Here is a 25,038-nt window from a genome sequence, read left to right on the forward strand (position 1 = left end):
TTTAGAATAAATAAAAATTCAAAAGTATGAAATTATCTAATAATAATAACTTAATAGAATAAAAAAATATTTAAATTTTAATTAACAGCTTCTATAACTTTTGATCTTTGGTTCTTTTTTCGCAGGAAATCTAAAAGGATCTGAACAGAAAAAGTCAGTATAATATAAAGTACTATAAGTGCAAGTACAGTGGTTATGCCATTCTCCCTAAAACCGAAGATGCCTTTGCCCCAGGAAATGAGAATCCATTGTGTCATGTACATAGATGTCAGGTTCTTACTGCAATATTTTAGAAGTTTAATAAATTTGTTTTCTTTGGTATTTATGGATATTTTAAAAATAATCCATAGAAAAATTAAGGTCCAGCCTGCGAAATAAAGAACTCCGCCCGGTCCCATATGGTAAAAACCATTGTAATTGTAAGTTCCGTAGATAAAAACCAGAGGTGCACCCAGAGCAAGCAACAAAAAGCCGGTATACAACATGTTTTTAAACAATTGGGGCCTGTCATAATTAAGTTCCTGATACCATTTACCAAAAAACATCCCAATGATAATAAAAGACATCCACGGAAAAACAGGAAAATAAACGTAGGCCGGATAATCATTACTGAAAATAAGGTCCAACACATAATTAATTACAGGATAATCTATATTGATGCCGCTGACTTCCCTGGAAACTAAGGCTACCAATATGCCTATGGCTAAGATTCCATATTTATTGGTAACATATTTTCTAATAAAGCCAACGAACAGTAAAGACATTCCTGCTAATTGTAGAATATCGCCCAATAACATCAGATACATATACTGCTGTTCTATGGGCCCGTGCCAACCATATCTTTGTATAAAATTATCCGGTGCAAAACCAAAAATTACAGGAAAAATGAACTTAAGAAAATTCATTAAAAGGGCAGCTGCTAAAAGCAGTCCACCGCGCGTTAGAGCACTTTTAAGGCTTTGATGACGAGAGGTCATAAATGTTATTCCCATGCAGATTAGAAAAATAGAAGTTCCTCTGCCCAGAAAAACAATGAAACTACCAATAAATGTTTCCGACTGCGATTTGACATCTGCAAATGTCAGCAGTGTATGTATGATTATCATTCCTATAACACTCATTCCTTTTATAAGATCCAGTGCTGGAATTCTTTTACTTTGCTGTTCCATAGTTTTATTTTTTTGTGATCTTAGGCTTTCAAGACCTAAATTTTTTATTAAATAATTACTTGTTGGGTGTAATTCAAAAATTATATATTATGACACGGATTAGACGGATTTGTTATCATGAAGACGCTGATTTTCACGGATTTTTTTAATTCAATACATAAAATCCGTTTTTATCCGCGTTTTTGCGAAAGCAAATCTGTTTTATCCGCGTTTAATTTTTACACATTTTAAATATAATTGTATTACCCTGCAACTGTTTTTGCGGCTGCAAATGAATTTTCGTTTTCATTGATATGCCTGTTTATAGCAGGATAATCTACTTTGCCGTTAACAGTCAGGGGCACCTGATCGAAATAATAGTTTTTTATGGAACTGGCATGTAGTCCCAGTTTTTCTTTTATTACCTGAGTGATTGTTTCACGCGATAAAGATTCATCCTGATGTATGACTCCAAGATATTTATCCTGAACACTTATACAGATAAAGGTTTGTCCCCCTAATTCATTTTTCAGTAAAATCTCAACCTCATCAAGGTTTAAGCGGACTCCAAATAATTTTATAATACGTTTAATGCGTCCCTTAATATGATAGTAGCCCAATTCATCCTTTTCTGCCAGATCACCGGTATAAAGCTTATCAGTATGGTTATAGTCCTGTAAATCAAAGATGTTGTTGGCATAACCTCCGGAAACATTGGGTCCGTAAAAAATAAGTTCTCCTGTGCTTTCATCAATTTCAAACCTTCCGTTTTTTACAGGAAACCCTATAGATGTTCCTTTGGCCTGAAAATCTTTTGGCGGTAAAACAGCCATTCTGCCGCTGGCTTCGGTTTGTCCGTATTGGGCAAAAAACTGCTTGTTATAGATATGGGTATAATGGGAGATGACATTTGCCAGCTCTTTATTCATCATTCCTCCCGTATGGGTCAAATAACGTAAAGAAGGAGTGTCTTTTTTAAAGAAACCAAAGCGGTGCAGCAACTCATAAAAATAAGGAACGCCACTGAGCGTAGAATAGCCATAATGGGCAAGATCTGACCAGAATTCTTTTTGAAGTACATCTCTGTCAGTGCAGACAATGGTGTTTGCTTTTATGCAATTTGTAGTAAAAATAGAAAAACCATACACAAAGTTAACAGGCACATTTAACGGAACAACATCGTGTTCCGTTATTGGCATGTACTCCATGATAGATAAGGCATTCTGAACCAGGTTTTGATCTGAAATCTTAACAAATTTAGGTGACCCGGTGGTTCCTGATGTACTCATTAAAAGCTTAATATCCCCGTGAATAGGGTAGAGGTGAATTTCTCTTCTTTTAAACACTGAAATGTCTTTGGATGCCTGCTTTAAATCATAGCCTTCAACTTCGGTCCTTGCCGGATCGAAGATATAAGCAGGCCTGTATTGATCTTCCAGGTTTTGTTTAAAAGCAGGATGTAAACCCGAATTAAGCAAAGCTACCGTGTACTTTTTTTGATAAAAATTCAAAAACGTTTCAATTGCCGGCAGCTGATTGTCGTTATAAATGAAAACAACTGCACGTAAATCTTCAATATCTAAAGATTCATGTAATTCGCTAAACGTTTTAACAACTTTGGTTTTTGCATCTATAAAATTTAATTTTTTATTTTTTTGAATTAAATCATAAAGTTCCATACTTTCTTCTTTTGAATTATTGGATTTCTACACCGTTTTTCTTCAGTATTTCTTTTATTTTATCGACACTTCCCATCTCCAGAATATCTTCCATAGGAATTGCAACATTATAAAATCGCTCCAGTTCATCAACCAAAAGCAGGTGGCTCATCGAATCCCATTCGACAATACCCTGATATTCTAAATCCGGTGTAATTGATTCTACAGGTATTTCAAACGCAGTTGCAAATACCTGATGTAATTCTTGTGTTGTGCTCATAATTATCTTGTTTTAATTTATTTATACTATTTTTTTTAAACTTTAGCTAACTTCCATTTTCCTGTTCTGAATATGGTGATACAGCCAAAAGCCAATACCAGCTCTGAAATTAATATAGCGGCAAAAATGCCTTTAGGGCCAAAACCCAATGCGACTCCAAAGACAAATGAAAGCGGTATTTGTATCACGTAAAACATCAGGATGTACAGGAGGGTAACCACCATTACTTTGCCGGCGGCATTCAGTGCTCTGGAAATAACCATTGTATACCCCAGTAATACATAGGCAATAGAAATAATGTGAATGTAAGTCGTGCTGTTATCGATGACTTCAGGCACATCAGAAAAGATTCTGACAACCGGATCAGCCATAAAAATCCATCCTATGGACACCGAAATCAAAAAACACATATTGATCATTCCTGCCCGCCAGACTGATTTCTCGGCTCTCTCGGGCTGTTGTGCACCCAAATTTTGTCCGGTTAAGATTCCGGCAGCATTTCCTATTCCCCAGGCCGGCGTTGTCACTATTGAGGCAACACGCTGTGCTATGATATAGCCTGCGAGGGCATTACCTCCAAAATGAGATACGATTTTAATCATAAACAGCCAGCTGGATGCAGGAATCAAATACTGTAACATACCACCAAAAGTAAGTTTCAATACTTTTTTAAAAGTTTCATTATGAAGTGCCAGCTGCTGTTTACCAATTTGAATAATGGTTGTTCCTTTAATCAAATGAAATGCCTGATAACAGACTCCGATAAAACGGGCTACAGCTGTAGCTATACCAACTCCGAGTAGTCCGTATGCAGGTATCGGGCCCCATCCAAAAATAAGCAGGGGACACAAGAGTATATTCAATGCATTGGACAGCCATAGGGTACGCATCGCCATAGCAGCATAACCGGCACCCCGAAGAATACCATTTAACGCAATACGGATAATAATGAATCCGCAGCTGGCAAACATTACTTTGGCATACAAACTGCCTTGTTTTATAATCGCTGGAGAAAGCCCTACCAGTGCCAGTATCTCATCACTCCAGATAAAACAGATGATACTAATGATAATACCGCAAATTACGCTTATGTTTATGACCTGTCCTGCTGTAACGCTTGCTTCTTTAAAGTTCTGCTCGCCAACCCGTCTTGCAATTAAAGTCGAGGCTGCAATGCTCAGACCAATAGAAACCGAATAGGAAAAGCTGATAACAGACTCCGTAGAACCCACAATAGAAACTGCTTCGGCACCAAGTTTACTCACAAAAAACAAACTGGCACAAACAAAAACAGATTCCATAACCAGCTCTAAAACCATCGGAACAGCAAGCAATACAATTGCCCGATTAATACTGCCTGAAGTGAACTTTTTTTCCCGGCCTAATACCGCAGTAAGAAACAAATCACTATAAGATTGAAGCCTCAATACAACTGTTTTCATGATTGGTGCTGTATTGTTTCATTACTAATGTCTGTAAACTCGCTCATTTCATACTGCTTAATGACATACAGCGGATTAGGAAGTTTACTTCCTTTTTTCGGTACGGCAAAACCAGTTTGCTCAGCATAGCCATTATTAAGCAGTTTCAGGCTATTGATGTAAAATCGCTTAAACTCAGGTTCAAAAAGATTGTACTTTTCAAAGCGGTCTGTAAGATGTGGATTATCCTGTTGGTATTCCTCAATTGATCCTGTTACGGTTTTCCAAAACAAATGTTCATCGTAATCCAAATAAGTATGTAAAATATCAGACAGGTATCTAAAAAAGGCATCAAAAACACCTATCAAAATAAATAAAGGCGTATTCTCTTTATTGGAGGATTGTATAAGACCGTCTTTAAGTTCAGCCGGTAATTTTGCTTTGGCTTCTTCTGTTAAAACAATATCATCAACGAAATCTTTTATAATAATACGCTGCGGTATTCCTTTTTTCATAACTAAAATAATATTCTCGCCATGAGGTGTTACACATAAGGAATGCTGATAATAAATATGCAACAAAGGCTTTAAATATGCTTCTAAATAGTGCTCCAGCCAGCCTTGCGTATCTAGTCCTGATATGTTTATCAGCTCCTGAAGAAAAGGACGGCTGTTGTCATCGATATATAATAAAGATGCCATTGTCATTAGTTTTTCTTCAGGTTTACGATATTTCTCTGCACTTTCCCTCCATAATGCGCCTAACATTTCGCGATAATGATACGGACTGTCAGCTATAGAATTGTACTGCGGATGACGATAAGAAACCGTGGCAACTTCGCCTAACAGCACCACTTCTTTTTCCTGAAAATAAGGATCTTTATCGAGCATCTCTTTTACCCATTTTGTTACTCTCGGAGCAATATCCATTTGTTTTGGGGATAATCCGCGGATATTTCCTGTGCTCAAAATCGAGATTGCCGTTTTTACATAATGTTTTGAGGGATAACTTAAATTAAAGAAAGTCCGGATGCTTTGCTGAGGCGAATATACATCGTCGCTTTTGCCCAAAATAACTAAATATTGGTTCGCAAGATCCTGATGAAATTGCGGCAAAATTTTATTGTTCAACTGCCACGGATGTACGGGTATAAAAACATAATCTTCAGCCACAAGTTTCATATTGAAGAGCTTCTCCTGAAATCTATTAAAAACTTCTTCTCCTAATTCTTCCGTATAAAAATCATTGAAATTTATCGTCTCCAGGGCATTAAATGCAGCTCTTTCTTTGTGGGCTGCCAGCCAGTATAAATCAGTATTTTTATTGGCTTCGGGCGCATAATTGTGATAATCACTATTGTTGAAACCAACTCGTCCTTTATTCGCAATAACCCAGGGATGACCCTCCATTTGGTGCTCGATAGTCTGGTAATCGGCCTGTGTCAAATCAGCAGCACTCAGTTTTTTTCTGGTGTACAAATGTGCATCAGCATATAAGGTATTGAGGAGTTCTTCTGTATATTTTGCCAGTGTAAAGGAGTCAATGCCAAAGGTTTTTTGTAATTCCATAAAAAAAGAAAGAACATCTTTTGCAGGCTTGGCTGTGCCGTTTTCCCATCTCCGGGTACTTTCTTTTTCAATATGCCAATACTCCAAAAGTCTTGGATAAGCCGAAAAAGTATAGTAAACCTCCGGGAGATCAGTTGTCAGTTTAAAATGTGTAAGACCATCTTTTTCACTGCCCGCTTTTTCACTGCCCGTAATTGCGGGTTTTGCAACATCTTCATGCATTAATTCGGCTAAACTCTTGGCCAGCAGATTAAGATTTACCTTTTCCCAAACGGGAGCGGTAAAAATGTCTAAGTGTGGTATTGTTTCTATATTCATTTTAGATGTATTAAATACTAATTTCTTCCGCTCTTTCCGCGGCAATACCCGAAAGGTCAAAATCCTGAAAAGCAATCCTTTTTTCTAATTTATATACTTCGCGTTTCGCTACTTCATTAATGATATAAGAATTGCGATAAGCACCCATGCCCAAATCAGATGAAATATAGCTGTGGGTGTGAATTTCTGCATTCTGCACAAAAATTTCACTGCCATTATGATCTATACTGTAGTTTCTTTTTACATCATAACTGCCTGTTGAAGTCCTGCTGATGCGATGCTGTATCTCTTTAAGAAATTGAGGTTCCTGATAATGATATCCGGTGCCTAAAATAACATAGTCAGCATGGTCTGTAAACTTTTTCTGCTGTTCGATCTGCTCCAGATGCAATTCGTAATTATTGTGAATTCCCGCCGTTATATCATCCAATTGTATGTTGGGCCTGATCTTTACACCAATGTCTTCGTTATCTACGCTGAGTGCATACAGATGATCGTAAATCTCGTTGAGTAAATCAAAGTTGACTCCTTTAAATTGTAATTTCTGACGGTCCAGCATGACCTTACGGGTTGAAGCTGGCATTTGATGAAAATAGTCTATGTAATCCGGTGAGGTATGTTCTAAAATAAGCTTGGAATATTCCATGGCAAAAAAACGATCGGGACGTGAATACCAATTCAGTTTTAGATTTTTAGGTCTGTTTTGAAGAAGATCAAAGAATACCTCGGCAGCACTTTGTCCGGAACCAATTACAGTTACGGTATCCTGTTCCAGAATTTCTTCTTTTCTAAAAAGATAGCTTGACGTATGACAAACTTTTTCCATCTCTTTTAAATCGACAAACTCAGGAAGTACAGGTACAGTGCCTGTTCCTAATACTAATTTTTCGCAATAGTAAATTTTGGTTTGGTTTTCTTCTTTATGAAATACGTGTAACTCATAGAGGCCCTCCTTATAATAAATTTCCCTTACACTAGAGGAGAAGCGACAGTTCTTTAGCTGTTTAATTACCCATTGACAGTATAAATTGTATTCTTTACGCAGTACAAAGAAATTTTCGCGGATAAAAAATTTATATAGTCGATCTGTTTTTTTAAGGAAATTTAAAAAACTAAATTTACTTGTTGGATCTGCCATTGAAACACAGTCACATAAGAATGGAGTCTGCAGTGTAACGTGGTCAAAAAGCAAACCCGGATGCCAGTTAAATTGCTCTTTTTGATCAAAGAAAAGTGATGAAACCTCATCAACCGGTTCTAACAAAGCGGCTAAACCTAAATTGAAAGGCCCGATTCCGATTCCTATTAATGAATATACTTTACGATCTTCCATACTATTGGTTTATAAGATTATGTTCTGCTTCAGCGTTTATGATAATGTCTTTGTTTTGAGGGAATTTCGCCCAATACCATTCGCGGTAGCAAAAATTAAGATTTGAGGTTTTATGCGGCATTTCGATGACTTTTTCGATTTTAAAACCATGAAACGCTTTGTTCATCATCGAAGCCCTGGAATCAACAGCGCCTTCACCAACCATTTTACCCACTTCAGACTGCGCAAATACATAATCGATCATGCATTGTGTTGATGGTGATACAAATTTTTGTTTAGGATCTGTTGGCGCAATAAATTGATGAGTTCCATAATCAGTAGGCAGAACATCATAATAATCTCCCAGTACATCACGTGTCGGCCAGTATACTTCAATATTAAAAGTAGGCTCTCCGTTGGCCATTCCTATATAGCTGTACAAACCATCTCCCGGAAGCAGAGTTCTGTAATAGGCTTCAAGTTCGCGCAGGGGCCAGTCCATTTTCCATGCTGCTTTGGCGTGGTCACGATGAAACCATTCGTGCAGCATTTCCAGGTCATTTTCTATATCAACAGGGCGTAAACTAATGGTTACATCTTCTTTAGGAAAATAACGGTTGTAAACGATTTCTTTCCCTTTTGGATGTATTAATTGTTCTGAAAAAAAGCGTTTGTGTAAAACATTAGGGAAATTAATACGGGTCACGCCGGCAGGATTACCACCGCAGTCAATATCATTTAGTGCAGTAAGCAAATTGCCTTTCACTTTCCAATATCTGCTTTCGAGAATAAACGTAACCAGACCGCTTTCGTCTTCTTTTTGTAAATCTTCTAATTTGTCATACAGAATATTTAAGAGATTTTTTTCATCTGTAAGTCCGTTGGCGCCGAAGGTATTTACAACGGCCAGTATATTACCTACCCAGAAATAATGAAGCAACAGGTTAAATAAGCGATCGTCCGGAATAAACATTTTTCCATTTTCAGATAAACCTGGTACGATCTTGTTTAACTGTTCTTCAAAAGATTTTCGGAATAAAAAACTTTGATTATCGCGAAAAAATAGTTTTTCAGGCAGGAACGCCGCATCCAGTTGTACCAATGTATTTTGTTGATGCCACTCGCAGAACATTCCCTGTTCATTAAACATTTTTATTACGCCTGTAACTATAATATCAATATATTTTTTAAACCAAAGCTCACTTGTTTTTTCTACAGATAATCCGGTTTGCTGTGCCGCTTTTTGAATCACGTTCTGCATTCTGGAAGGATCTCCCAATATGCTGTCCTGACATAAAGAAGCCACTAAACAGACATTCTTTTCTTTTTCGGCTGCAGTACTTTTAAATGGATTATATCTCACACTGGTAGAAAAACTGTCCAGTACATTTCCATTATAAGATACTGATATAAAACCCGGATCGCATATCAATTCAATATCAGGATACGTTTTCCTTACCTTGTCTCCCCAAGGGGTCTGCATTAGCCTCGATACATCATAACCTCTGTAAAGTTCATGATAATGATTAATGCGTTCCGCTCCGGTAATTTTTACGTGAAGGGAAAATTTGTACATATAATCGCTTTCATTATTATATACCGTTCGTACAGAAGAAGTGGCTGTAAATTCTTTGCCAAATTCGCCTAGATCGATAAGCAGATTTTCTTTTACCAGTGTATCAAATAGGGGCTGGGATTTAAAATGGGCAGCTTCCCACGGGTGAAGCGGAAGCACTTTCCATTCCGGATATTTTTCCAGTAAATCTTGTATTTCTTTATCTCCTTTGCCTGCTTCTAATACTGTTGCTTTTGCAAATTCAGAAGGCAGAACGTTGTCTACTGATTTTTCGGTAACCAGATCAGGGTGCACTAAAAAATAGTACAATTGAAAATGGCCGCCGGTTTCAGGAGCATACTTCAAAACTTCCGGTTCCGTAAAACCTTCACGTCCTTTGGTAAGCGGATGAAGTAAATGTCCTGCCGGAAATAATTGTTCCGCTTCAATAAATGTCATTTCAGGCTTATTAAACTGCTGGCCGGAAGTTTTAAAATGCTCTAAAAACTGCGCTATTTTCTCGGTACTCAGCTGCATTCTTTTTTTTACATTTTTAGAATCTACGAGCGGATACTGCTGTCTTACGTGAGTTGTAATTAATTCCAAAAGACGCTCTGCATCTATTTCTTTTATGGTTTCAGCAGTAAGGTCACGTTCCATTACCGGAAAATCATACAAATGTCTGAAGGTTTCAGATCTGTACCTTATCGGTGCATAGACTTCAACATTATCAACAGGAAAATCCAATTTTAGATGAAGCTTATGATCAGACTTTGACATATATGATTTTAGTACAGGATCGTATTTAGAAACCCCTTCATAAAAACTACTGTTGCCTAATTCGCGCAGGCAGCAGTTCAATAAAATTGTAAGTGTAATATGGACTGCTTCCTGAGCAATCTCTTTAGGAGAAGATGTATTCATTTCCGTGTTTTTTTATGATTGAAAGAATATTGTTAATGTGTGTTATAGTGGTTAATGGGTTCAAAATGGTGAACTTCAGGTAAAAAATGCCATTTACTTTTGTGCTTGCTACTAAAACTTCGCCGTTAAAAAACATTTTCTTTTTGATGTACAAATTCATTTTACAGCAGTCACCCGGCCAGCCGGCCAGCTTATATCTAAAAACCAAAACACTTAAATCAGAATCTGTTAAAAGTTCAAAATCTTTGTCGTTCTCTAATATTGCAGCAGTTTGTTTTGTAGTTTCAATAATAGTTTCCGTATACTGCCCCAGTTTAGTTCTGCCCATATAGCGCAGCGTACACCATAGCTTTAAAGCATCAAAACGGCGTGTACTTTGTACCAGAGACTTGTTGATTTGGGCAGGAAGTTCATCATAATCCTGCTCCTTAGGGTTTAGATAGTCGGCATGATGTTTTATAATATGGAGATGCTGTTTGTTTCTCACCATAAAAGCACTGCTGCAGATAGGCTGAAAAAAAGATTTATGGTAATCAATAGTTACAGAATGAGCTTGTTCTATGCCGTTTAGTAAAGGTTTGTATTTATCGGTAAGCAATAAGCCGCAGCCATAAGCCGCATCTACATGAAGCCATAATTTATATTTTTCTGCCAGAATCGCAATTTCAGCTAATGGATCAATGTTACCGAAATCTGTTGTACCTGCCGTCGCCACAATAGCTATTGGAATATTGCCTTTTTCCAGTTCTTCAATAATGGCTTGATTCAATTTTCCGGCATCCATTCGATAACGGCTATCGGTAATAACCTGGACAATAGACTGCTCGCCAAGGCCAAGAATAGAAGCGTTTTTTTGATTGCTGAAATGAGATTTTTCGGAAACAAAAATTCGGAATTTACTGGCATCCGGAGGACATCCATTTAATTTGATATTCCAATTCAGGTATTTCAAGGCAAAATAATCCCTTGCCAAAAGCAGTCCCATAAGGTTACTCTGCGAGCCGCCTCCTGTAAAGATACCATCACAATCTTCATTATATCCAATTTGTTCCCCTGTCCAGGCAATTAGTTTTCTTTCTATAAATGTTCCTCCGGCACTTTGATCATAAGTATCCTGCGACGAATTGATAGCACTTATCAGTACATCGGCGGCTAAAGCTGGAATTACTACCGGACAGTTTAAATGGGCTATATATTCCGGTAAATGATAGGCAGTGGCATGATTTACATAAATATCATCGATCTCATTCCAAAGGCTTTCATAATCTTTGAGCGGCAGGTCTAAGTTTACAGCTTCTACTTTATTTCTTATTTCCTCGGGTTTAATACCGCTAAATGGAATTTTAGTATTTTCAAGAAAACCGGCTACTCGTTTTTGTACTAATGCTATTGCGTTGTTATATTCAGTGCCGGAATTTTCATGAAAAATATCCTGATAAAAATCGTCAGTAGAACTTTTAACAATGACATCCTGATCAGTGTCTAATAGGTTTTGCATAATGATAAATTTTAGAGTTGAGATTATTTAAAATAAGTTACTTTGTTAGAAACGGGGGTTCTTTTTTTTCTTGATGGTTCCATATCCTCCGGATAATATCCCACATAAATTAACCCGAGGGATTTTTCATTTTCTGCCAGGTCAAATTGCTTTAAGTAATCAATTGCACCTGCAGATGTGCTCCAGTAACTCCCGATATTATTGGCAGTACAGGTAAGCGCTATGTTTTGAACAGCAGATGAAACAGCAGCGATTTCTTCCCATTCAGGCAAATCTATTTTGTGATTACGAACCATTACAACACCAATAACACATGCCGAATTAAGAGGATATTCTTTAAGCAGATTGTACTTTTCGACAGCGGTTTCAGCAGAGAATTTTTGATAATAAAACTCTTTGTAATATTCTGCCAGAAAAGCGCCTAATTTTTCTAAATAGCTATCCTTAAAAACAATAAACCTCCATGGTTCGGTCATTTTATGCGTAGGGGCATAAGTTGCATTTATTAAAATTTCATTTAATAATTCGTCCGGTATATTTTGCTTTACAAATTCATCAGCATAAATACTTCGTCTTGTCCGGATAATTTTTGAAATTTTACTTCGTCTGCTTTCAAAATCTGAGACCTTGATTTTACTGGGTTTAACACTATTATTCATGTTTTTTTTTAAAATTATTAAAGAAAATTCTTTTTTTAAATGATAAAACAAATATATTTGTAAGTAGATTTTATTTAGAATAAATAAAAACAGTGTAGGCAAATGTAGAAATTAATCTGTATAAAAAAAATAAATCAGAAAAAATATTCATGAGAAATTCTGTACATTTTTAAATGTGTATGAATAATGGTTTTATTTTATATAGGTTACTTTCAGTAGTTTGTGTTTTTTGTTTGTCCAAATCGTTATTAACTATTAAATAAACTTATAAAATGAAATCACAGTCATTAATTGAAGATGAGATACCAGTAAAAGAAAGTTCTGTTTATCAAATTCCTACAAGCCCGCTGATAGTGGAGGTTACGCCTCAGGAAAGAAATATTTTATCGAATGTGGGCACCCTGCTGGAGAAGGCATTCCGGAGCTATGAAAATCCGGATTATATAGCCGCGCTTCATCTTTATTCTTTCCAGCTTCTTCCAGAACGAATTGCCAGGATTTTAAGCCGTTTTGGAGCGGATTTCTCGGCAGGCCAGTACGGGGCCATTATTTTTAGAGGCCTTCTTGAAGTAGATCAGAACCATCTGGGACCAACTCCCGCGAACTGGCAAAGTGCTGATTACTCCAAACTCAATAAATACGGCTTTATTTGTTCACTGCTGCATGGGGCAGTTCCCTCTAAACCTGTTCAGTATTATGCACAGCGAAAAGGCGGAGGAATTCTTCATGCGGTTATTCCCGATGAAAATATGGCTGCTACGCAAACAGGGTCGGGATCAAAAACAAATTTGTATGTTCATACCGAAGATGCGTTTCTTCTGCACCAGGCTGATTTTTTAAGCTTTCTGTATTTGCGAAATGAAGAGCGAGTTCCCTCATCACTGTATTCGGTACGGTCACATGGCGGGGTAAATACAGTAATGGAAAAGCTTTTTCAGCCTATTTATCAATGCCCTAAAGACGCCAATTATAATGAGGAAATTAATAACGGCCCGCTGGCTTCTGTTCTGTACGGAAATAAAGAACTGCCTTTTATTAGATTCGATGCGGCAGAGCAGATATTTAATGAAAAGGCTGGCCAAACCCCTGAAGCTCTTTATAATTTAACTGAATTCTGGAACGAGGCTAAAGAGTTGATTAATAATGAGTATATACCGGATTCCGGAGATGTGATCTTTGTCAATAATCACCTATGTGCGCATGGAAGAAGTGCTTTTACGGCAGGGCAGAGGGAAGAGAATGGCAAGATTGTGAAGTGCGAGAGACGACAAATGCTCAGAATGATGAGTAAAACTAGTTTAATTCATATGAGGTCGATGACACAGACAGATGATCCGTATTTTGTGATGGAAGAACATTTGGGAAAAGTTTTTGATCAGGATTAATCATTGAAGCTGAATTAAAGAGAGATGTCAAACTATATTTGATGTCTCTTTTTATATCAGGTCAATACGAATTTCTAAATGGAATATTAATAGGAAGGATTAAAATATGGGTCAGAAAAATCAATATCACCATTTGCATTAGTATATTTCTTCCAAATATCGGGGCCAACTGTACTTGCTGCGAAGTCTGCCGACTTCGTACGCACTCCAATAATCCGCAAAGAGCATCAAAAAATAAAATAGGAACGGAATATAGCAACGGGTACGAAGTCGGGAGACTTCGCACAGCTTTTTATAAGAACTCTTCGGGGAGCGGGAATGGGTGTGAAGTCGGGAGACTTTGTACAGCAATTATGAACACTTCGGGGAGCGGGATGCTGATGCAGAACCTGTTAATTTAGGATTAGGACATCTTTGGCGACTTGCCGTAGATCATCCAAAACAAGAAGTGTTGCCTTGCATTCACAGAGCACCAATAGAAAATGAAGGCCAATATCGCTTGTTGTTGATTTGCTAAAAGCAGTTACTATAACAGTTTTGGGCAATTATATTATTTATTGAATTCGTTACTTTTTTGAACGATTTATTATTTCTAAATTTAAAGGGTTAAATAGATCACAAAAGAATTAGTTATTATATGGAAACATTAGCTGAAAAATATAGATCGTTACAATTATCCAGTTTGAATTCAATGAAGAGTTATACTTGTATGCTATTGACCGATACTTCTAGTTATAAAGTTTATGGAACAGGAGTATTTATTCAGATTCAAGACCACTATTTTCTTATTTCAGCTGCCCATGTTTTTGATAAGTACAGTGAGTTATTCATTTTTTTATCAAGAGACTATGAAATAATTAGGCCAGGAGGAACAACTTACAATCATAATGCAGCAAATAGGGATAAAGATACAATTGATATAGGTGTTCTGAAATTAGATAAAGAATGTGTTCCTCATCTTTTGCGCACTTATAATTTTTTGCAGGCTGACGATTTAGCTATCAATCATATATTCCAAAGCGAAGAATATTACACATTTCTGGGCTATCCCGCGACAAAATCAAAAAAAAAATATAAGACAGATATTTTCGATTCTACCTCTTTTTTTCATTTTACTACTCCTGAAAGAAACGAGGATTATTCAAAGTTTGATCGAAATCCTGCTGTTAATGTTGTTACATCATATAATAGAAAACTTTCTTTTAACCACAAAAAATATATGTTTGGAACAGGTCCGGAATTACACGGTATTAGTGGGTGCGGTCTATGGTTTACAGATCCTTTAGATTTATCTACAGGAATTATAAAACCTAAATTAACAGCAATAATGACAGATTGGCCAATTAAAAATAGAGATATAATTATTGGAACTCGCATTGATGTTATTACTGGAATAATAAAAAAGAATCTTGATATCGATTTTCCTGAATCGAAGATTGTAAGAGTTCGGTAAAAAACTTATTTTCAGCATAAGAAAACCATGTTATTTCCATGCGTTCTGGCACTTTTTTCAATTCTTCACCTACGACCCAAACGCCATTTCCATTGCCCCAGCCAGATTTTAAAATTTCTCCACTTGGTATCCATTGCAAACTGCTATCAGAGGCAATAAAGCTCCCACTTACAATTTCCATTGGATATTCTTCACCTGCACCTGTAGTTGCTAGCCATCCGAATTTTTCTGTTTTTATAAGCATTTCTTTTTTCTTTTCCTTGTTAAATATTAGCATCCCTCTTTCCTTGCATACATTATATCCAGCTTTTAGTAATAATGCTAATAGAATTATAACTGTTAAAATGTAAATTTTGTTTAAATTATTTATTTTCATGTTTTTAGATTAATGCGACCCATGTGCTAATTTGTGAAACAACCAAATGAATGACAACACGATTATACTTGCTATTATAAGAAGTATGAATAAAATTTTTGCAAGTAATTTTTTTAACCCATACACATGAACATAGAAAGAAAACAAAATTGTAAAAACAGGAATTGTTGTTATTAATTTTTCTCCATTTGAATCATTTGAATAAAAAAAACTACATAAAGAAGAAATTAGCAAGATGAGTAATAATGATAGTATCTTATTTTTATTTTGATCTGACATTTTATTTAAAACTTGTATATATTTATCCATTAATAATTTTTCTATATGGTTTTCCGTCTTTATATCTGCCTCCTTTTCCCATACTATCACAAGTTGATCTATGAAGGTATCTATTACGTATAAAATGCAATTTTTCATTTTCAATAGTTACCGCTTTACTATGTGCTCCGTCATTTGTAATTGCATAATTTAATAAAGCTTCTTTGGCTTCAGTTAAATCATCCGGAACGTTGTAATCTAATCCTTTAGTTTCTATCATAGATTTATCGAACGCTAAACCATAATTTTCGGAAAGTTTTACCATTATTGCAAGTGGTATATATTGGTAACTGTTCGGATGTTTTTTTCATCAGATATAAGCATTTGCTTCTTTGTGCCAGTCGTACTTATCCCACCAATAATGAATTATTGTTACTAATAACACAAAATTATCTTTTGAGGTTATTGTACTTGTACATCTTATTTTATTCAGCGTCATAAACCTCGACTTTTGAGTTTGGTATTTCAACTTCAGTAGTTGGAGATTTTAGATAAACTTTACCTGAATAAACAGGTTTATTGATGTTACTTTTTATAATTTCTTTATTGAATTTAATGTATAATTCGACATTTTCGTTTTTGTCAAAAAATGTTTTAAAACGCTCCATTAATTGATTATTAAAATTACGTTTTTCAAGTGGATCCTTTATGTCGTCATTCTCATTTGTTGTTTTTCCATTAAGTAAATCTAACCAAATACGAACTTCTAATTGTCTTGAAAATTGATCTTCTACAAAAATTACCATACTTATAGGTACAGCTTTTCCGACAACGGTATCGTTAAGAAATTCAATACCAGTATTGGCGTTACTGATAACTTCGTTATTTATAAAAAAGATATCATAATTGTATATTTTAAAGTCTGATCTATTGGTGCCAATTTTATAATGATATCTTTTAAGACGATTCTTGAAATATGTATTACTTATTTTATTATTTGCTATTTCTTCCTGAACAAATAAGGGCATATCTTCTCTACGTGAATTTACTAATACAGATTTTTCACCCTTATGTAAATTACTCCATTCAACGTCAAAAGTTTCATGTGCTTGGTAAGTGCCAATTTCTTTAGAACCCTCTCCGTCAATCCAAAGAGTTACTAATCCTTGTGGAGCGAAACCAAGAAGTAATCTTGTAAATGCATTTTTATATTCTGTACCATCTGGCATTAAAGATTTACCATAATCTTTTTTAAAAATTTCATACATTTTTTTTTGCGGTAATTCAAAACTACCTGTGTAAAATTTATTTTCGATATAAGAAAACCATGTTATCTCCAAATGCTCAGGTATCTTTTTTAAATCTTCGCCTACAACCATAGTCCCACTGCTTATTCCCCAATTACCATTTAGATATTCTCCACTGGGTATCCAAATTTTGCTGCTATCGGATAATTTAAAACTTCCATTAACAATTTCGACTGGACAAGTTTTATCACCGCTAACTTGTGGCAACCATTCAAATTTTTTTGTTTGTATTTTCATTATATCATTCTTTTTGCAACTGATTAAAATTGAAAGCATTAGTGTAATTATATAGATGGATATTTTTTTCATTTTTGTATATTTAAAAATTCACGAGAGCAACGGTTATAATTGCCATGAAAACAAAAAAAGTAATAGAAAATATTAATAAAGCAATATTAATATTTCTTAACGTTAGGTTTTTCTGCTGATAAAAAGAAATAGTTTCATTTATTATAAATATGCTAAATATAAAAATCAGAATACTTGAAAAAAATGAAAAGAACAGTATCTGTTCTAAACCTCTATTATTAATACCTCCTAATATCCATATTAGAAATAAAATAAAGACAGGAATGACTAATCTAATTGTTAAATGTTTTACTATATTATTTTTCATTATTAAGATAGGTTTATTATATATTGCGAATATTAATCATTTTGAAAAGATTACCCGTCGATAATTTTTCTATTAGGTTTTCCATCTTTATATCGTCCCTCCATGCCTATAGAAGTTGAAGCAGAACGATGAAGGTATTTATTACGTATTGATAACAGTTTCTCGATCTTAAAAGAAATTGCTTTACTATGGGCTCCATCATTTGCTATAGCATAATTTAGTAGAGAATTTTTAACGCCAGTTAAATCTTCTGGAACACTATAGTCTAATCCTTTTTCCATTAATTTTTTTTCAAATTTTAGTCCATAGTTTTCGGCAAGTTGTACCATTATTAGTAATGGAATAAATTGATAACTGTTTGGAATATTTTTACGAATACCATGAAGCTCAAATTCAAAATGATCAGTACTATCATCTTTGTTTGTTTCTACTTCAACAAATTGTTCTTGAGTGTACCAACCTTCCTTTATAAGCTCCTTTTTAATTTTAGTAAATAAAGATATGTTAGAGGATAAACTTCTGTCTTCTATTTTTTGGTCTTCTTCATAACCTCCACCTATATCACTATGCACACCCGGCAAGGAAAGTTCGTACCCAACTCCTGCTAAAATAGAGCTTTTGATATTAGTAAGTGAAAAGTTATTACGATATTCATCTGCAGCTGTAAGATGTACAACTTTTCTAATATTTCCTTCCATTTTTAATCCTAGTCCTTGTTTTCCTTCAACATCATTATCAAAATTTGGTGATAAAGAAGCATTCTTAGAGTAGGATGAGACTGTATCAAACAATCCAACAAATTTTATTGTAAATTTACTAGACTCTAAATCATACAAATTTTGTAGTTTTCGTCTTTGAGATACAAAATTGCGAGCTGCTGCGGCACCTCGACTAAAACCAAAAACAGTCAATTCAATTTCGTTTACAAATTCATTTTCTTTTATTAATTTCTTTTTCTTTAGCAATTCTATTTCTTTTTCAATTTCAATAAATGCTTTATTTACTTTTATTGGAATTCCTGACGTATCGCCACTACCATAGGCATATCCCATAAAATCATCTTTCTCATTATCTACAGTTCCCGGTCCTTCGATGTAAATTTTAATTTCTCTATATCCGCCATCTGTAGTAACTAAATTAATTTGATTCAATATAGATACGTTTGAATAATAATTATGGTAACTACTTTCTTTTCCAGCATTATTAATATATGCTTTTGCATCTTTACTAAAAGTTTTGCTTTCTTTTTCTTTTTGAAATGCAAGTCTGTCTGTAGTATTTTGTGTATTGTTTTTCGTTCCATCAAAAAACACATTCACAGTTACTTTTACGCCTACCTTATTAGCAGGTTTTTTTTGTTTATCAGGAGCAGCAACTTTTGCAAGACTATTATTTTTAGGAGGTTCAACTGTTTTCTTTAGATCATTTATAATTTTAAGTTGTATAGTGTCTTGTATCGTGTCAATTTTCCCTATATATTTAACCTGGGCGTAAAATTCATGTTCATTTTCGTCCCTAAAATCTTTATCGTTTAGTATTTTTTGATATGCTTTTATATTGTTAAAATATAATTCTGCTTTTCCATATTTATCAACAGGAGATGTGGTATAGGTGCCCATGTTTCTAGAACTATTAGCGTGTCCGTCTGTTCCTTCGTCTTCCCAAATAGTTACTTGAAGTCTGTCTCCTGCCGGAATATTTAGTGTATGAATAAACAAACGAACATTATCAGAATAGCCAATTGCTTTACCGTTTAGGTCGCGATAATATTGATCTTGCCATTTAAGATTTTCTATACTTGGTGTTCCTGCAACTGGCGTAATATTAAGTTTTGCAGTATCTTTTGCTCCATGAATATCAGTAAAAGTAACAACCATTGTATAATTGATCCCCAAACTTGCCTGACTAAAAGTAACTCGACCATCGTTACCTAAATCTAAAAACAGTTTTCCGTTTTTTAAAAGTGTCCAATGCTGTTTTACAATTTTATCTCCATCTACTTCTTTATGGTTGTCTTCTTTTTCGTTTACATATAACTGCACTTTCTTTTTTTCCTGGTCTTTAGCCGTCTTGGTGTACATTAATAAATAAACACTTTTACCAATTATAGGTCTTGAGTCTCCTTTTATAAAAAAATTCATAAATATTATTTTTTAGCTTCAGGTATTCCGTTTAGTTCATTTTGAAATTCGCCCATATTAAACATGGGATTTATTAGATTGTGTACATCAGGATTTGCATTAATAAAATTTTGCTCACTAGGCTCCGCTATTTGCCCGTGATTTTTAACTTCAATACAATCAGGTCCACCAATCGGACAAGTTCCTTTACTATCTTCTAGTAATGCTTTACCTTTATTAGACAAGGTTATTTTTTCATAAAAACCACTCCATTCTGTAATTATCGCTTGGCATGGTAAATAATCTCCGCTTCCGTTAGGTTGCATTTTACATTTTCCGAAGGTGTTTTTTTCTAATGCCTGACCAATCTCTTTATCTGTGGCTATAAGTTTCTTATTACCATCTTTATCATTTGCATAATGTTTATTTTGCGTTTTTACTTTTAATTTATCAAGCTTAGGTTCAACACTAAATTTGCATTTTAGAGTTGCACCGTTTACAACAATGTGTTTTTTACTCATAATTCTTAACTTATTCTTGATTAATGGAGTTTAAAGAGACCCTTAAAAAAACTTTCCTTTTTTGTAGTTTCGCCTACAAAAAATTCATGCTTTTGCTCAGAAGCTATAACTTTTTTGTCATTGAGATTGTAGATTTTAACTATAGCTTTTTTAGTAAGATCATCAATGATATCGCATTCTAAACTTGCGTTTTCGATGTTATAGGTATTTGGATTCAAATGGTAAATGGAATGGTAGCTGCCTGAAAAATTATTTTTTTCAACAGCAGTTTCTTTTGATGTATTTACCAGCGTGCCCTTTTTTTCAATTACTATCATATTCATATTATTTAGGTACTCATCAATTTTTTGAGTTACTTTGAATATTAGAGCATCATCTTTAGGTGTAATAGCAAAATCTGCCTCTGCTATAAAAGATAAATCGGAAGTATAAGTAGTATGGATTCCATTAAAGAAGACTTTTAAAAACCAATCATCGGATAGATTTTGAAGTAGATTTTCTACATCATTTAATATAGAATCGACAGCATTTAAGTATTTATTTATAGCTTCGCCTTCATTTTTTTCTAAGATTCTTTTTCTTTTTAAAATCCATCGTTCGCCTATTTCATCAAAATTATGGATATCAATCCATTCTCCTTCCTGATTCACAACTATTAATAGTGGGTATAAAACACTTGAGACTTCTTCTGCCAGAGTATCTGTTATGGTGTCAGTTTGAGCATTATTTAAATATACTTTAGAGACTCTATCAATTTCAAATAAAGAATATCCATTTTTATCTTTTTTAATACATTCTACACTTGCTTTATATTTTATAGTTTGTAAATGCTTGTCGTTTTCAATGGTCTGAAGCACCATGTAGGTGTTTTTACCTCTTACGTTATCGAAAGGTATCTTGAATTCATTATCGAAAATTACTTTTACTGGCTTTGAATTTTCTTGCTCGCAATCTGATTCCTGTTTTGTTGGTTTTAAAAGAACAAATTGTAAATGACTTGGAAAATCAGCATTTATCACATCACAATCTTCAATGCAATTAAAGTTATGATAAAGCCTAAGTTCGTAGAGTGTTATTTCAAGTTTATTTGCTACCGAAGTAGGAGTATCTCCTTTTTGTATCTTGTAAGTAAAGTGTTTAACTACTCCCCAATTGTCTAAAATTTCACCAGTAATCATGATAATTTGTAAGATTTATTTTAGCTTTAAAGATACATCTTTTTCTTACATTTAAAAATCAAACATTAAAAAATAACAATTAATATAAAGATAAAAATTAAGTTTTTTCTTGTTAGTTTTAACCTCCTTGTTTTTAAGTCGTTAGCAGCTTAAGGTACTTGTGTAAATCAGATTTATATTCCCCGATCTCCAAAGAGTTCTTATTGAAAAGCGAATATCTCCTAACTTCTCACCCATAAAATAATGTTCTAAAACAAAAAAAGAGACTCGAAAGTCTCTTTAAGGAATTATATCTTCAATAATTAATTATTTATTAATCAATTTTTCAAACCTCACCATCATTTCATCTTTCTCTTTCAGCATACGCTCATACAATGCAATTTTTTCATCATATAATTGAACAATTTTGTCAATTGGATTAAATGTACAGTGTGGGTTAACTGCATTTAATGTTGATGTATCATTACTTGTAAACGTATTAGAAATAATATTTACCGCTTGTTCCTCATCAAAATTCTGAAAAGCCTCAACAGGAATTTTTAAGGCATGTGAAATTTGATCCAGTATATCATCTTCAATTACATCTTTTTGCTCCAGCATCGAAATTTTCTTCTGGTTCCAGTCATTTCCCAGATCAAAAGCCAATGCTTCTTGTTTGATGCCCAGCATTTCTCTGAAGCGTTTTACGTTTCTTCCCTGATGTATTTTCTGTTCCATAATGAATATCAATTTTTCTAAAGGCTCAAAGATAAAGCCATTTGCATTAAAAATCCTGAATTTCAAAGATAAAAAAATATCCTTTAAAACGGCTGTTTTTGTCAGATATTATACCCGTTTCCAGAATAGATTATCCTTTCTAAAGAATAGAACTTCGCTTGAGAATTTTAAATCTCCGTACAATGAAAAAGAATAAAATGTCTTTCGAAACCAGCTTTTGGACAGGGTTGGCAGAAGGAAATCCATTCAGGGAAGTTGATGCCTTTTTTGCCTTTGCCTACCTTGATTATTATAAACAGAATTTAAGTGAAATGGTAATTTACAGCCGTAAAACAAAAGTATACAAACAGGACAACCCTTCTGATGTTTTTGTCTTGTATACTGCTTTCAACTTTTTTCTTAAAGTCTGTTACGGTCTCCAAAAGAAAAGCAAAAAATGGAAAGTGAAAGATTCTTTGTGCTGTGAAACTGTATTTCATCTTACTTCCCTGACTCAGGAAGAATACGAGAATCCTTTTATTGTATTTCAGAAAGCATTTGGCGAAAATACGCTTGAAGAATTTGAATTATTCCTGTGCCAAATCGTAGAGCTTTCATTGTCTCCCCATGCCGGAGATCCTGACGCTGAACTGACGACGCCTTATATTCATTTAATCAAAATGCTCGATGCGGGGGAACTAATAAGAGAAAGGGGTGTTGAGAAAATCAGGAAAACGGATCAGATGGATCCTGTAGCGTAATAAAATAACCTTTTAGCATAGTGCATGCTTTGTACGATTCCTTTTTTAACTTATCTTCGCGGTTTATACATTTGTGAGTGCATCTGGCTCATTTAAAAAATCTAATTTGTGAAAATAAAACAGGAAGACGCGCAGGACAATCAGCTTAAACGTGGGCTGACTAATCGCCACATTCAGTTAATTGCCTTAGGCGGATCAATAGGAACAGGTCTTTTTCTTGGTATTGGCCCGGCGGCTGTACTAGCAGGGCCCTCTGTTATTTTAGGATATGCTGTTGCCGGAATTATCGCTTTTTTTATTATGAGACAGCTGGGCGAAATGGTGGTAGAAGAACCGGTATCAGGAAGTTTTAGTCACTTTGCCTATAAGTATTGTGGTTCTTTTGCCGGTTTTGCATCCGGTTGGAATTATTGGATTTTATATATTCTGGTTAGTATGGCTGAACTTACAGCCATTGGTGTTTATGTGCAGTTTTGGTGGCCTGAAATTCCGCTGTGGGCATCCAGTTTATTTTTCTTCCTGATTGTTAATGCTTTGAATTTTGCCTCGGTAAAAGTGTATGGAGAAACTGAATTTTGGTTTTCAATCATAAAAGTTGCTGCCATTATTGCCATGATCCTCTTTGGTACTTACTTGCTAATAAGCGGTACAGGAGGAGAGCATGCGACAATTCATAATTTATATAACGATGGAGGTTTTTTCCCGAAAGGTTTCTTTGAAAAAACAACTGATGGCAGTTTTCAGGGTTTATTAGCTGCAATGGCGCTGATTATGTTCTCCTTTGGCGGTCTGGAATTAATTGGAATTACCGCTGCTGAGGCAGAAAATCCGCAAAAAAACATTCCAAAAGCAACCAATCAGGTTATCTATAGAATCCTTATATTTTATGTAGGTGCATTGGTCATTTTATTTGCTTTGTCACCCTGGCAGCAAATTACTACAGACAGCAGTCCGTTTGTAATGGTTTTTCAAAATTTAAACGGAATGGAATTTGAGCTTTTTGGCAACAAAATATTTTTTACACGCCTTATTGCTAATGTGCTTAATTTAATTGTATTAACTGCCGCTTTATCAGTATACAATAGTAGTGTATACAGCAACTCACGTATGTTATATGGTTTAGCAGATCAGGGCAATGCTCCTAAGTTTTTAATGAAGCTAAACAAACAATCGGTACCTATTAATGCTATTTTAATTTCTTCATGCTTTGCAGCGATCTGTATTTTAATAAATAAAGTAATTCCAAAAGAGGCCTTTAGTATTTTAATGTCTTTAGTGGTGTCTTGCCTGGTTATTAACTGGGTTATGATTTCTTATACCCATCTGAAATTTAGACGTTCGAAAGACAGGGAAAACACAAAAACGAAGTTTCCTTCCTTGTTTTATCCGGTAAGTAACTACATCTGTTTTGTGTTTTTACTGGGTATTTTATCCATCATGTGGATCACAAATATGAAGTTGTCCGTAGAATTAATTCCTATTTGGCTGGGGATTCTTTTTGCATGTTATAAAGTTTTTAAAACAAAAAAATAAACAGCTTTTACTACCTTATTCATTACCAGGCATTGATTGTCAGCATATAGTTGGTTATCAATGCCTTTTTTAATGCTGTCAGGGATACCTTTAAGACAAAACCACCAGGAATTTAGATGTTTATACAGACTAGATAGTACTAAAAAAGCTTCAGGATTCAAAATTATCACCAGATATAATTTTCCTGGATTATAACATGTTATATCTTAATGGAATGGGATTTCTTAAATTACTTCGGGACATTAAAGGCCTAAAAAGAATTCCAGTTGTACTTTATTCTCGAAGTTCAGGACTTAGGATAGAGGAAGCGATGACCAAATTCAGGAAAGTACAGTTTTTGAAGAAACGTGCAAATTTTAGAAAGCTTTTTAAGTCCCTACAAAAGATAATTCTAGCCGAAAAGTCTGAGAAAAAAGTATAATGACTTGAAAGTATTGCTTCTAACTTCCCAGACACTCAAATATCTAAACGATTTATTGGAGATCATTATTTT

At 34.6% G+C, this 25,038-nt stretch carries 22 protein-coding genes and 1 pseudogene; 6 read left to right on the forward strand and 17 right to left on the reverse strand.

What is annotated here, in order from left to right; translation table 11 throughout:
* Window positions 1–77 precede the first annotated feature (77 nt).
* The 9 genes from ACHRWY_RS01015 to ACHRWY_RS01055 all read right to left on the reverse strand — a co-directional run bounded on the left by ACHRWY_RS01015 (window position 78) and on the right by ACHRWY_RS01055 (window position 12,341).
* Window positions 78–1,169 carry a heparan-alpha-glucosaminide N-acetyltransferase domain-containing protein gene (locus ACHRWY_RS01015; RefSeq protein WP_395351656.1) on the reverse strand — a complete coding sequence of 364 codons (1,092 nt, stop codon included), beginning with the start codon at window positions 1,167–1,169 and terminating at the stop codon, window positions 78–80.
* 242 nt (window positions 1,170–1,411) lie between these two features.
* A complete protein-coding gene (locus ACHRWY_RS01020) occupies window positions 1,412–2,827 on the reverse strand; it encodes an AMP-binding protein (RefSeq protein WP_395351658.1) in 1,416 nt (471 codons plus the stop codon).
* A 16-nt stretch (window positions 2,828–2,843) separates the two neighbouring features.
* Window positions 2,844–3,086, reverse strand: a complete 243-nt coding sequence (locus ACHRWY_RS01025; RefSeq protein WP_395351659.1) for an acyl carrier protein — start codon at window positions 3,084–3,086, stop codon at window positions 2,844–2,846.
* Between the two features lie 35 nt (window positions 3,087–3,121).
* The gene (locus ACHRWY_RS01030; RefSeq protein WP_395351661.1) at window positions 3,122–4,528 is read right to left on the reverse strand and encodes an MATE family efflux transporter; all 1,407 of its coding nucleotides are present in this window, start codon (window positions 4,526–4,528) and stop codon (window positions 3,122–3,124) included.
* The gene (locus ACHRWY_RS01035; RefSeq protein WP_395351663.1) at window positions 4,525–6,393 is read right to left on the reverse strand and encodes an IucA/IucC family protein; all 1,869 of its coding nucleotides are present in this window, start codon (window positions 6,391–6,393) and stop codon (window positions 4,525–4,527) included. The genes ACHRWY_RS01030 and ACHRWY_RS01035 overlap by 4 nt, the downstream gene beginning before the upstream one ends.
* Window positions 6,394–6,403: 10 nt before the next feature.
* The gene (locus tag ACHRWY_RS01040; protein WP_395351665.1) at window positions 6,404–7,726 is read right to left on the reverse strand and encodes a lysine N(6)-hydroxylase/L-ornithine N(5)-oxygenase family protein; all 1,323 of its coding nucleotides are present in this window, start codon (window positions 7,724–7,726) and stop codon (window positions 6,404–6,406) included.
* Window position 7,727: 1 nt separating this feature from the next.
* Window positions 7,728–10,184, reverse strand: a complete 2,457-nt coding sequence (locus ACHRWY_RS01045) for a GNAT family N-acetyltransferase (protein WP_395351667.1) — start codon at window positions 10,182–10,184, stop codon at window positions 7,728–7,730.
* Window positions 10,165–11,682 (reverse strand): pyridoxal phosphate-dependent decarboxylase family protein, encoded by a 1,518-nt coding sequence (locus ACHRWY_RS01050; RefSeq protein WP_395351669.1) that lies wholly within the window; start codon window positions 11,680–11,682, stop codon window positions 10,165–10,167. Before ACHRWY_RS01050 ends, ACHRWY_RS01045 begins: the two co-directional genes overlap by 20 nt.
* Window positions 11,683–11,705: 23 nt before the next feature.
* Window positions 11,706–12,341, reverse strand: a complete 636-nt coding sequence (locus tag ACHRWY_RS01055) for a nitroreductase (protein ID WP_395351671.1) — start codon at window positions 12,339–12,341, stop codon at window positions 11,706–11,708.
* Window positions 12,342–12,613: 272 nt separating this feature from the next.
* On the opposite strand from ACHRWY_RS01055, the gene ACHRWY_RS01060 reads away from it, so the two are divergent.
* From ACHRWY_RS01060 to ACHRWY_RS01070, 3 genes and pseudogenes are all read left to right on the forward strand, one after another.
* The gene (locus ACHRWY_RS01060) at window positions 12,614–13,726 is read left to right on the forward strand and encodes a taurine catabolism dioxygenase TauD (protein WP_395351672.1); all 1,113 of its coding nucleotides are present in this window, start codon (window positions 12,614–12,616) and stop codon (window positions 13,724–13,726) included.
* 379 nt (window positions 13,727–14,105) lie between these two features.
* A pseudogene (locus tag ACHRWY_RS01065) lies at window positions 14,106–14,243 on the forward strand (DUF1826 domain-containing protein); the annotation flags it as partial.
* Window positions 14,244–14,363: 120 nt separating this feature from the next.
* The gene (locus tag ACHRWY_RS01070; RefSeq protein ID WP_395351674.1) at window positions 14,364–15,179 is read left to right on the forward strand and encodes a hypothetical protein; all 816 of its coding nucleotides are present in this window, start codon (window positions 14,364–14,366) and stop codon (window positions 15,177–15,179) included.
* Here ACHRWY_RS01070 and ACHRWY_RS01075 read toward each other — a convergent pair.
* The 8 genes from ACHRWY_RS01075 to ACHRWY_RS01110 all read right to left on the reverse strand — a co-directional run bounded on the left by ACHRWY_RS01075 (window position 15,112) and on the right by ACHRWY_RS01110 (window position 22,272).
* On the reverse strand, window positions 15,112–15,555 hold the full coding sequence (locus tag ACHRWY_RS01075; RefSeq protein ID WP_395351676.1) for a DUF2931 family protein: 444 nt from the start codon (window positions 15,553–15,555) through the stop codon (window positions 15,112–15,114). The two genes, ACHRWY_RS01070 and ACHRWY_RS01075, sit on opposite strands and share 68 nt — an antisense overlap.
* 301 nt (window positions 15,556–15,856) lie before the next feature.
* Window positions 15,857–16,093 (reverse strand): hypothetical protein, encoded by a 237-nt coding sequence (locus tag ACHRWY_RS01080; RefSeq protein ID WP_395351678.1) that lies wholly within the window; start codon window positions 16,091–16,093, stop codon window positions 15,857–15,859.
* A gap of 90 nt (window positions 16,094–16,183) precedes the next feature.
* A complete protein-coding gene (locus ACHRWY_RS01085) occupies window positions 16,184–16,312 on the reverse strand; it encodes a hypothetical protein (RefSeq protein ID WP_395351680.1) in 129 nt (42 codons plus the stop codon).
* Window positions 16,299–17,357, reverse strand: a complete 1,059-nt coding sequence (locus ACHRWY_RS01090; protein WP_395351682.1) for a DUF2931 family protein — start codon at window positions 17,355–17,357, stop codon at window positions 16,299–16,301. The genes ACHRWY_RS01085 and ACHRWY_RS01090 overlap by 14 nt, the downstream gene beginning before the upstream one ends.
* 429 nt (window positions 17,358–17,786) lie before the next feature.
* A complete protein-coding gene (locus ACHRWY_RS01095; protein WP_395351684.1) occupies window positions 17,787–19,877 on the reverse strand; it encodes a phospholipase effector Tle1 domain-containing protein in 2,091 nt (696 codons plus the stop codon).
* A 5-nt stretch (window positions 19,878–19,882) separates the two neighbouring features.
* Window positions 19,883–20,377, reverse strand: a complete 495-nt coding sequence (locus ACHRWY_RS01100; protein WP_395351686.1) for a DUF4280 domain-containing protein — start codon at window positions 20,375–20,377, stop codon at window positions 19,883–19,885.
* Window positions 20,378–20,397: 20 nt separating this feature from the next.
* Complete coding sequence (locus ACHRWY_RS01105) at window positions 20,398–21,555, reverse strand: peptidoglycan-binding protein LysM (protein ID WP_395351688.1); 1,158 nt, start codon at window positions 21,553–21,555, stop codon at window positions 20,398–20,400.
* Window positions 21,556–21,861: 306 nt separating this feature from the next.
* Window positions 21,862–22,272, reverse strand: a complete 411-nt coding sequence (locus ACHRWY_RS01110) for a helix-turn-helix domain-containing protein (protein WP_395351690.1) — start codon at window positions 22,270–22,272, stop codon at window positions 21,862–21,864.
* 182 nt (window positions 22,273–22,454) lie between these two features.
* Between ACHRWY_RS01110 and ACHRWY_RS01115 the strand changes: the two genes are divergently transcribed.
* The 3 genes from ACHRWY_RS01115 (at window position 22,455) to ACHRWY_RS01125 (ending at window position 24,966) form a co-directional block, all read left to right on the forward strand.
* On the forward strand, window positions 22,455–23,012 hold the full coding sequence (locus ACHRWY_RS01115; protein ID WP_395351692.1) for a hypothetical protein: 558 nt from the start codon (window positions 22,455–22,457) through the stop codon (window positions 23,010–23,012).
* Between the two features lie 108 nt (window positions 23,013–23,120).
* On the forward strand, window positions 23,121–24,545 hold the full coding sequence (locus ACHRWY_RS01120; protein ID WP_395351693.1) for an amino acid permease: 1,425 nt from the start codon (window positions 23,121–23,123) through the stop codon (window positions 24,543–24,545).
* 133 nt (window positions 24,546–24,678) lie between these two features.
* Window positions 24,679–24,966: a response regulator gene (locus ACHRWY_RS01125; protein WP_395352489.1), complete on the forward strand. Its 288-nt coding sequence runs from the start codon at window positions 24,679–24,681 to the stop codon at window positions 24,964–24,966.
* The last annotated feature ends 72 nt before the right edge of the window (window positions 24,967–25,038 follow it).

Origin of the sequence: Flavobacterium sp. FlaQc-48 (genome assembly GCF_044007335.1) — a bacterium.
Lineage (GTDB): Bacteria > Bacteroidota > Bacteroidia > Flavobacteriales > Flavobacteriaceae > Flavobacterium.

Coding starts and splice junctions, on each gene's coding strand:
- ACHRWY_RS01095 (WP_395351684.1), bottom strand. CDS start 19,877: ATGAATTTTTTTATAAAAGGAGACTCAAGACCTATAATTGGTAAAAGT.
- ACHRWY_RS01055 (WP_395351671.1), bottom strand. CDS start 12,341: ATGAATAATAGTGTTAAACCCAGTAAAATCAAGGTCTCAGATTTTGAA.
- ACHRWY_RS01030 (WP_395351661.1), bottom strand. CDS start 4,528: ATGAAAACAGTTGTATTGAGGCTTCAATCTTATAGTGATTTGTTTCTT.
- ACHRWY_RS01085 (WP_395351680.1), bottom strand. CDS start 16,312: ATGACGCTGAATAAAATAAGATGTACAAGTACAATAACCTCAAAAGAT.
- ACHRWY_RS01040 (WP_395351665.1), bottom strand. CDS start 7,726: ATGGAAGATCGTAAAGTATATTCATTAATAGGAATCGGAATCGGGCCT.
- ACHRWY_RS01100 (WP_395351686.1), bottom strand. CDS start 20,377: ATGAGTAAAAAACACATTGTTGTAAACGGTGCAACTCTAAAATGCAAA.
- ACHRWY_RS01015 (WP_395351656.1), bottom strand. CDS start 1,169: ATGGAACAGCAAAGTAAAAGAATTCCAGCACTGGATCTTATAAAAGGA.
- ACHRWY_RS01025 (WP_395351659.1), bottom strand. CDS start 3,086: ATGAGCACAACACAAGAATTACATCAGGTATTTGCAACTGCGTTTGAA.
- ACHRWY_RS01080 (WP_395351678.1), bottom strand. CDS start 16,093: ATGATAGAAACTAAAGGATTAGATTACAACGTTCCGGATGATTTAACT.
- ACHRWY_RS01035 (WP_395351663.1), bottom strand. CDS start 6,393: ATGAATATAGAAACAATACCACACTTAGACATTTTTACCGCTCCCGTT.
- ACHRWY_RS01105 (WP_395351688.1), bottom strand. CDS start 21,555: ATGATTACTGGTGAAATTTTAGACAATTGGGGAGTAGTTAAACACTTT.
- ACHRWY_RS01050 (WP_395351669.1), bottom strand. CDS start 11,682: ATGCAAAACCTATTAGACACTGATCAGGATGTCATTGTTAAAAGTTCT.
- ACHRWY_RS01060 (WP_395351672.1), top strand. CDS start 12,614: ATGAAATCACAGTCATTAATTGAAGATGAGATACCAGTAAAAGAAAGT.
- ACHRWY_RS01070 (WP_395351674.1), top strand. CDS start 14,364: ATGGAAACATTAGCTGAAAAATATAGATCGTTACAATTATCCAGTTTG.
- ACHRWY_RS01090 (WP_395351682.1), bottom strand. CDS start 17,357: ATGAAAATACAAACAAAAAAATTTGAATGGTTGCCACAAGTTAGCGGT.
- ACHRWY_RS01115 (WP_395351692.1), top strand. CDS start 22,455: ATGAAAAAGAATAAAATGTCTTTCGAAACCAGCTTTTGGACAGGGTTG.
- ACHRWY_RS01075 (WP_395351676.1), bottom strand. CDS start 15,555: ATGAAAATAAATAATTTAAACAAAATTTACATTTTAACAGTTATAATT.
- ACHRWY_RS01020 (WP_395351658.1), bottom strand. CDS start 2,827: ATGGAACTTTATGATTTAATTCAAAAAAATAAAAAATTAAATTTTATA.
- ACHRWY_RS01045 (WP_395351667.1), bottom strand. CDS start 10,184: ATGAATACATCTTCTCCTAAAGAGATTGCTCAGGAAGCAGTCCATATT.
- ACHRWY_RS01110 (WP_395351690.1), bottom strand. CDS start 22,272: ATGGAACAGAAAATACATCAGGGAAGAAACGTAAAACGCTTCAGAGAA.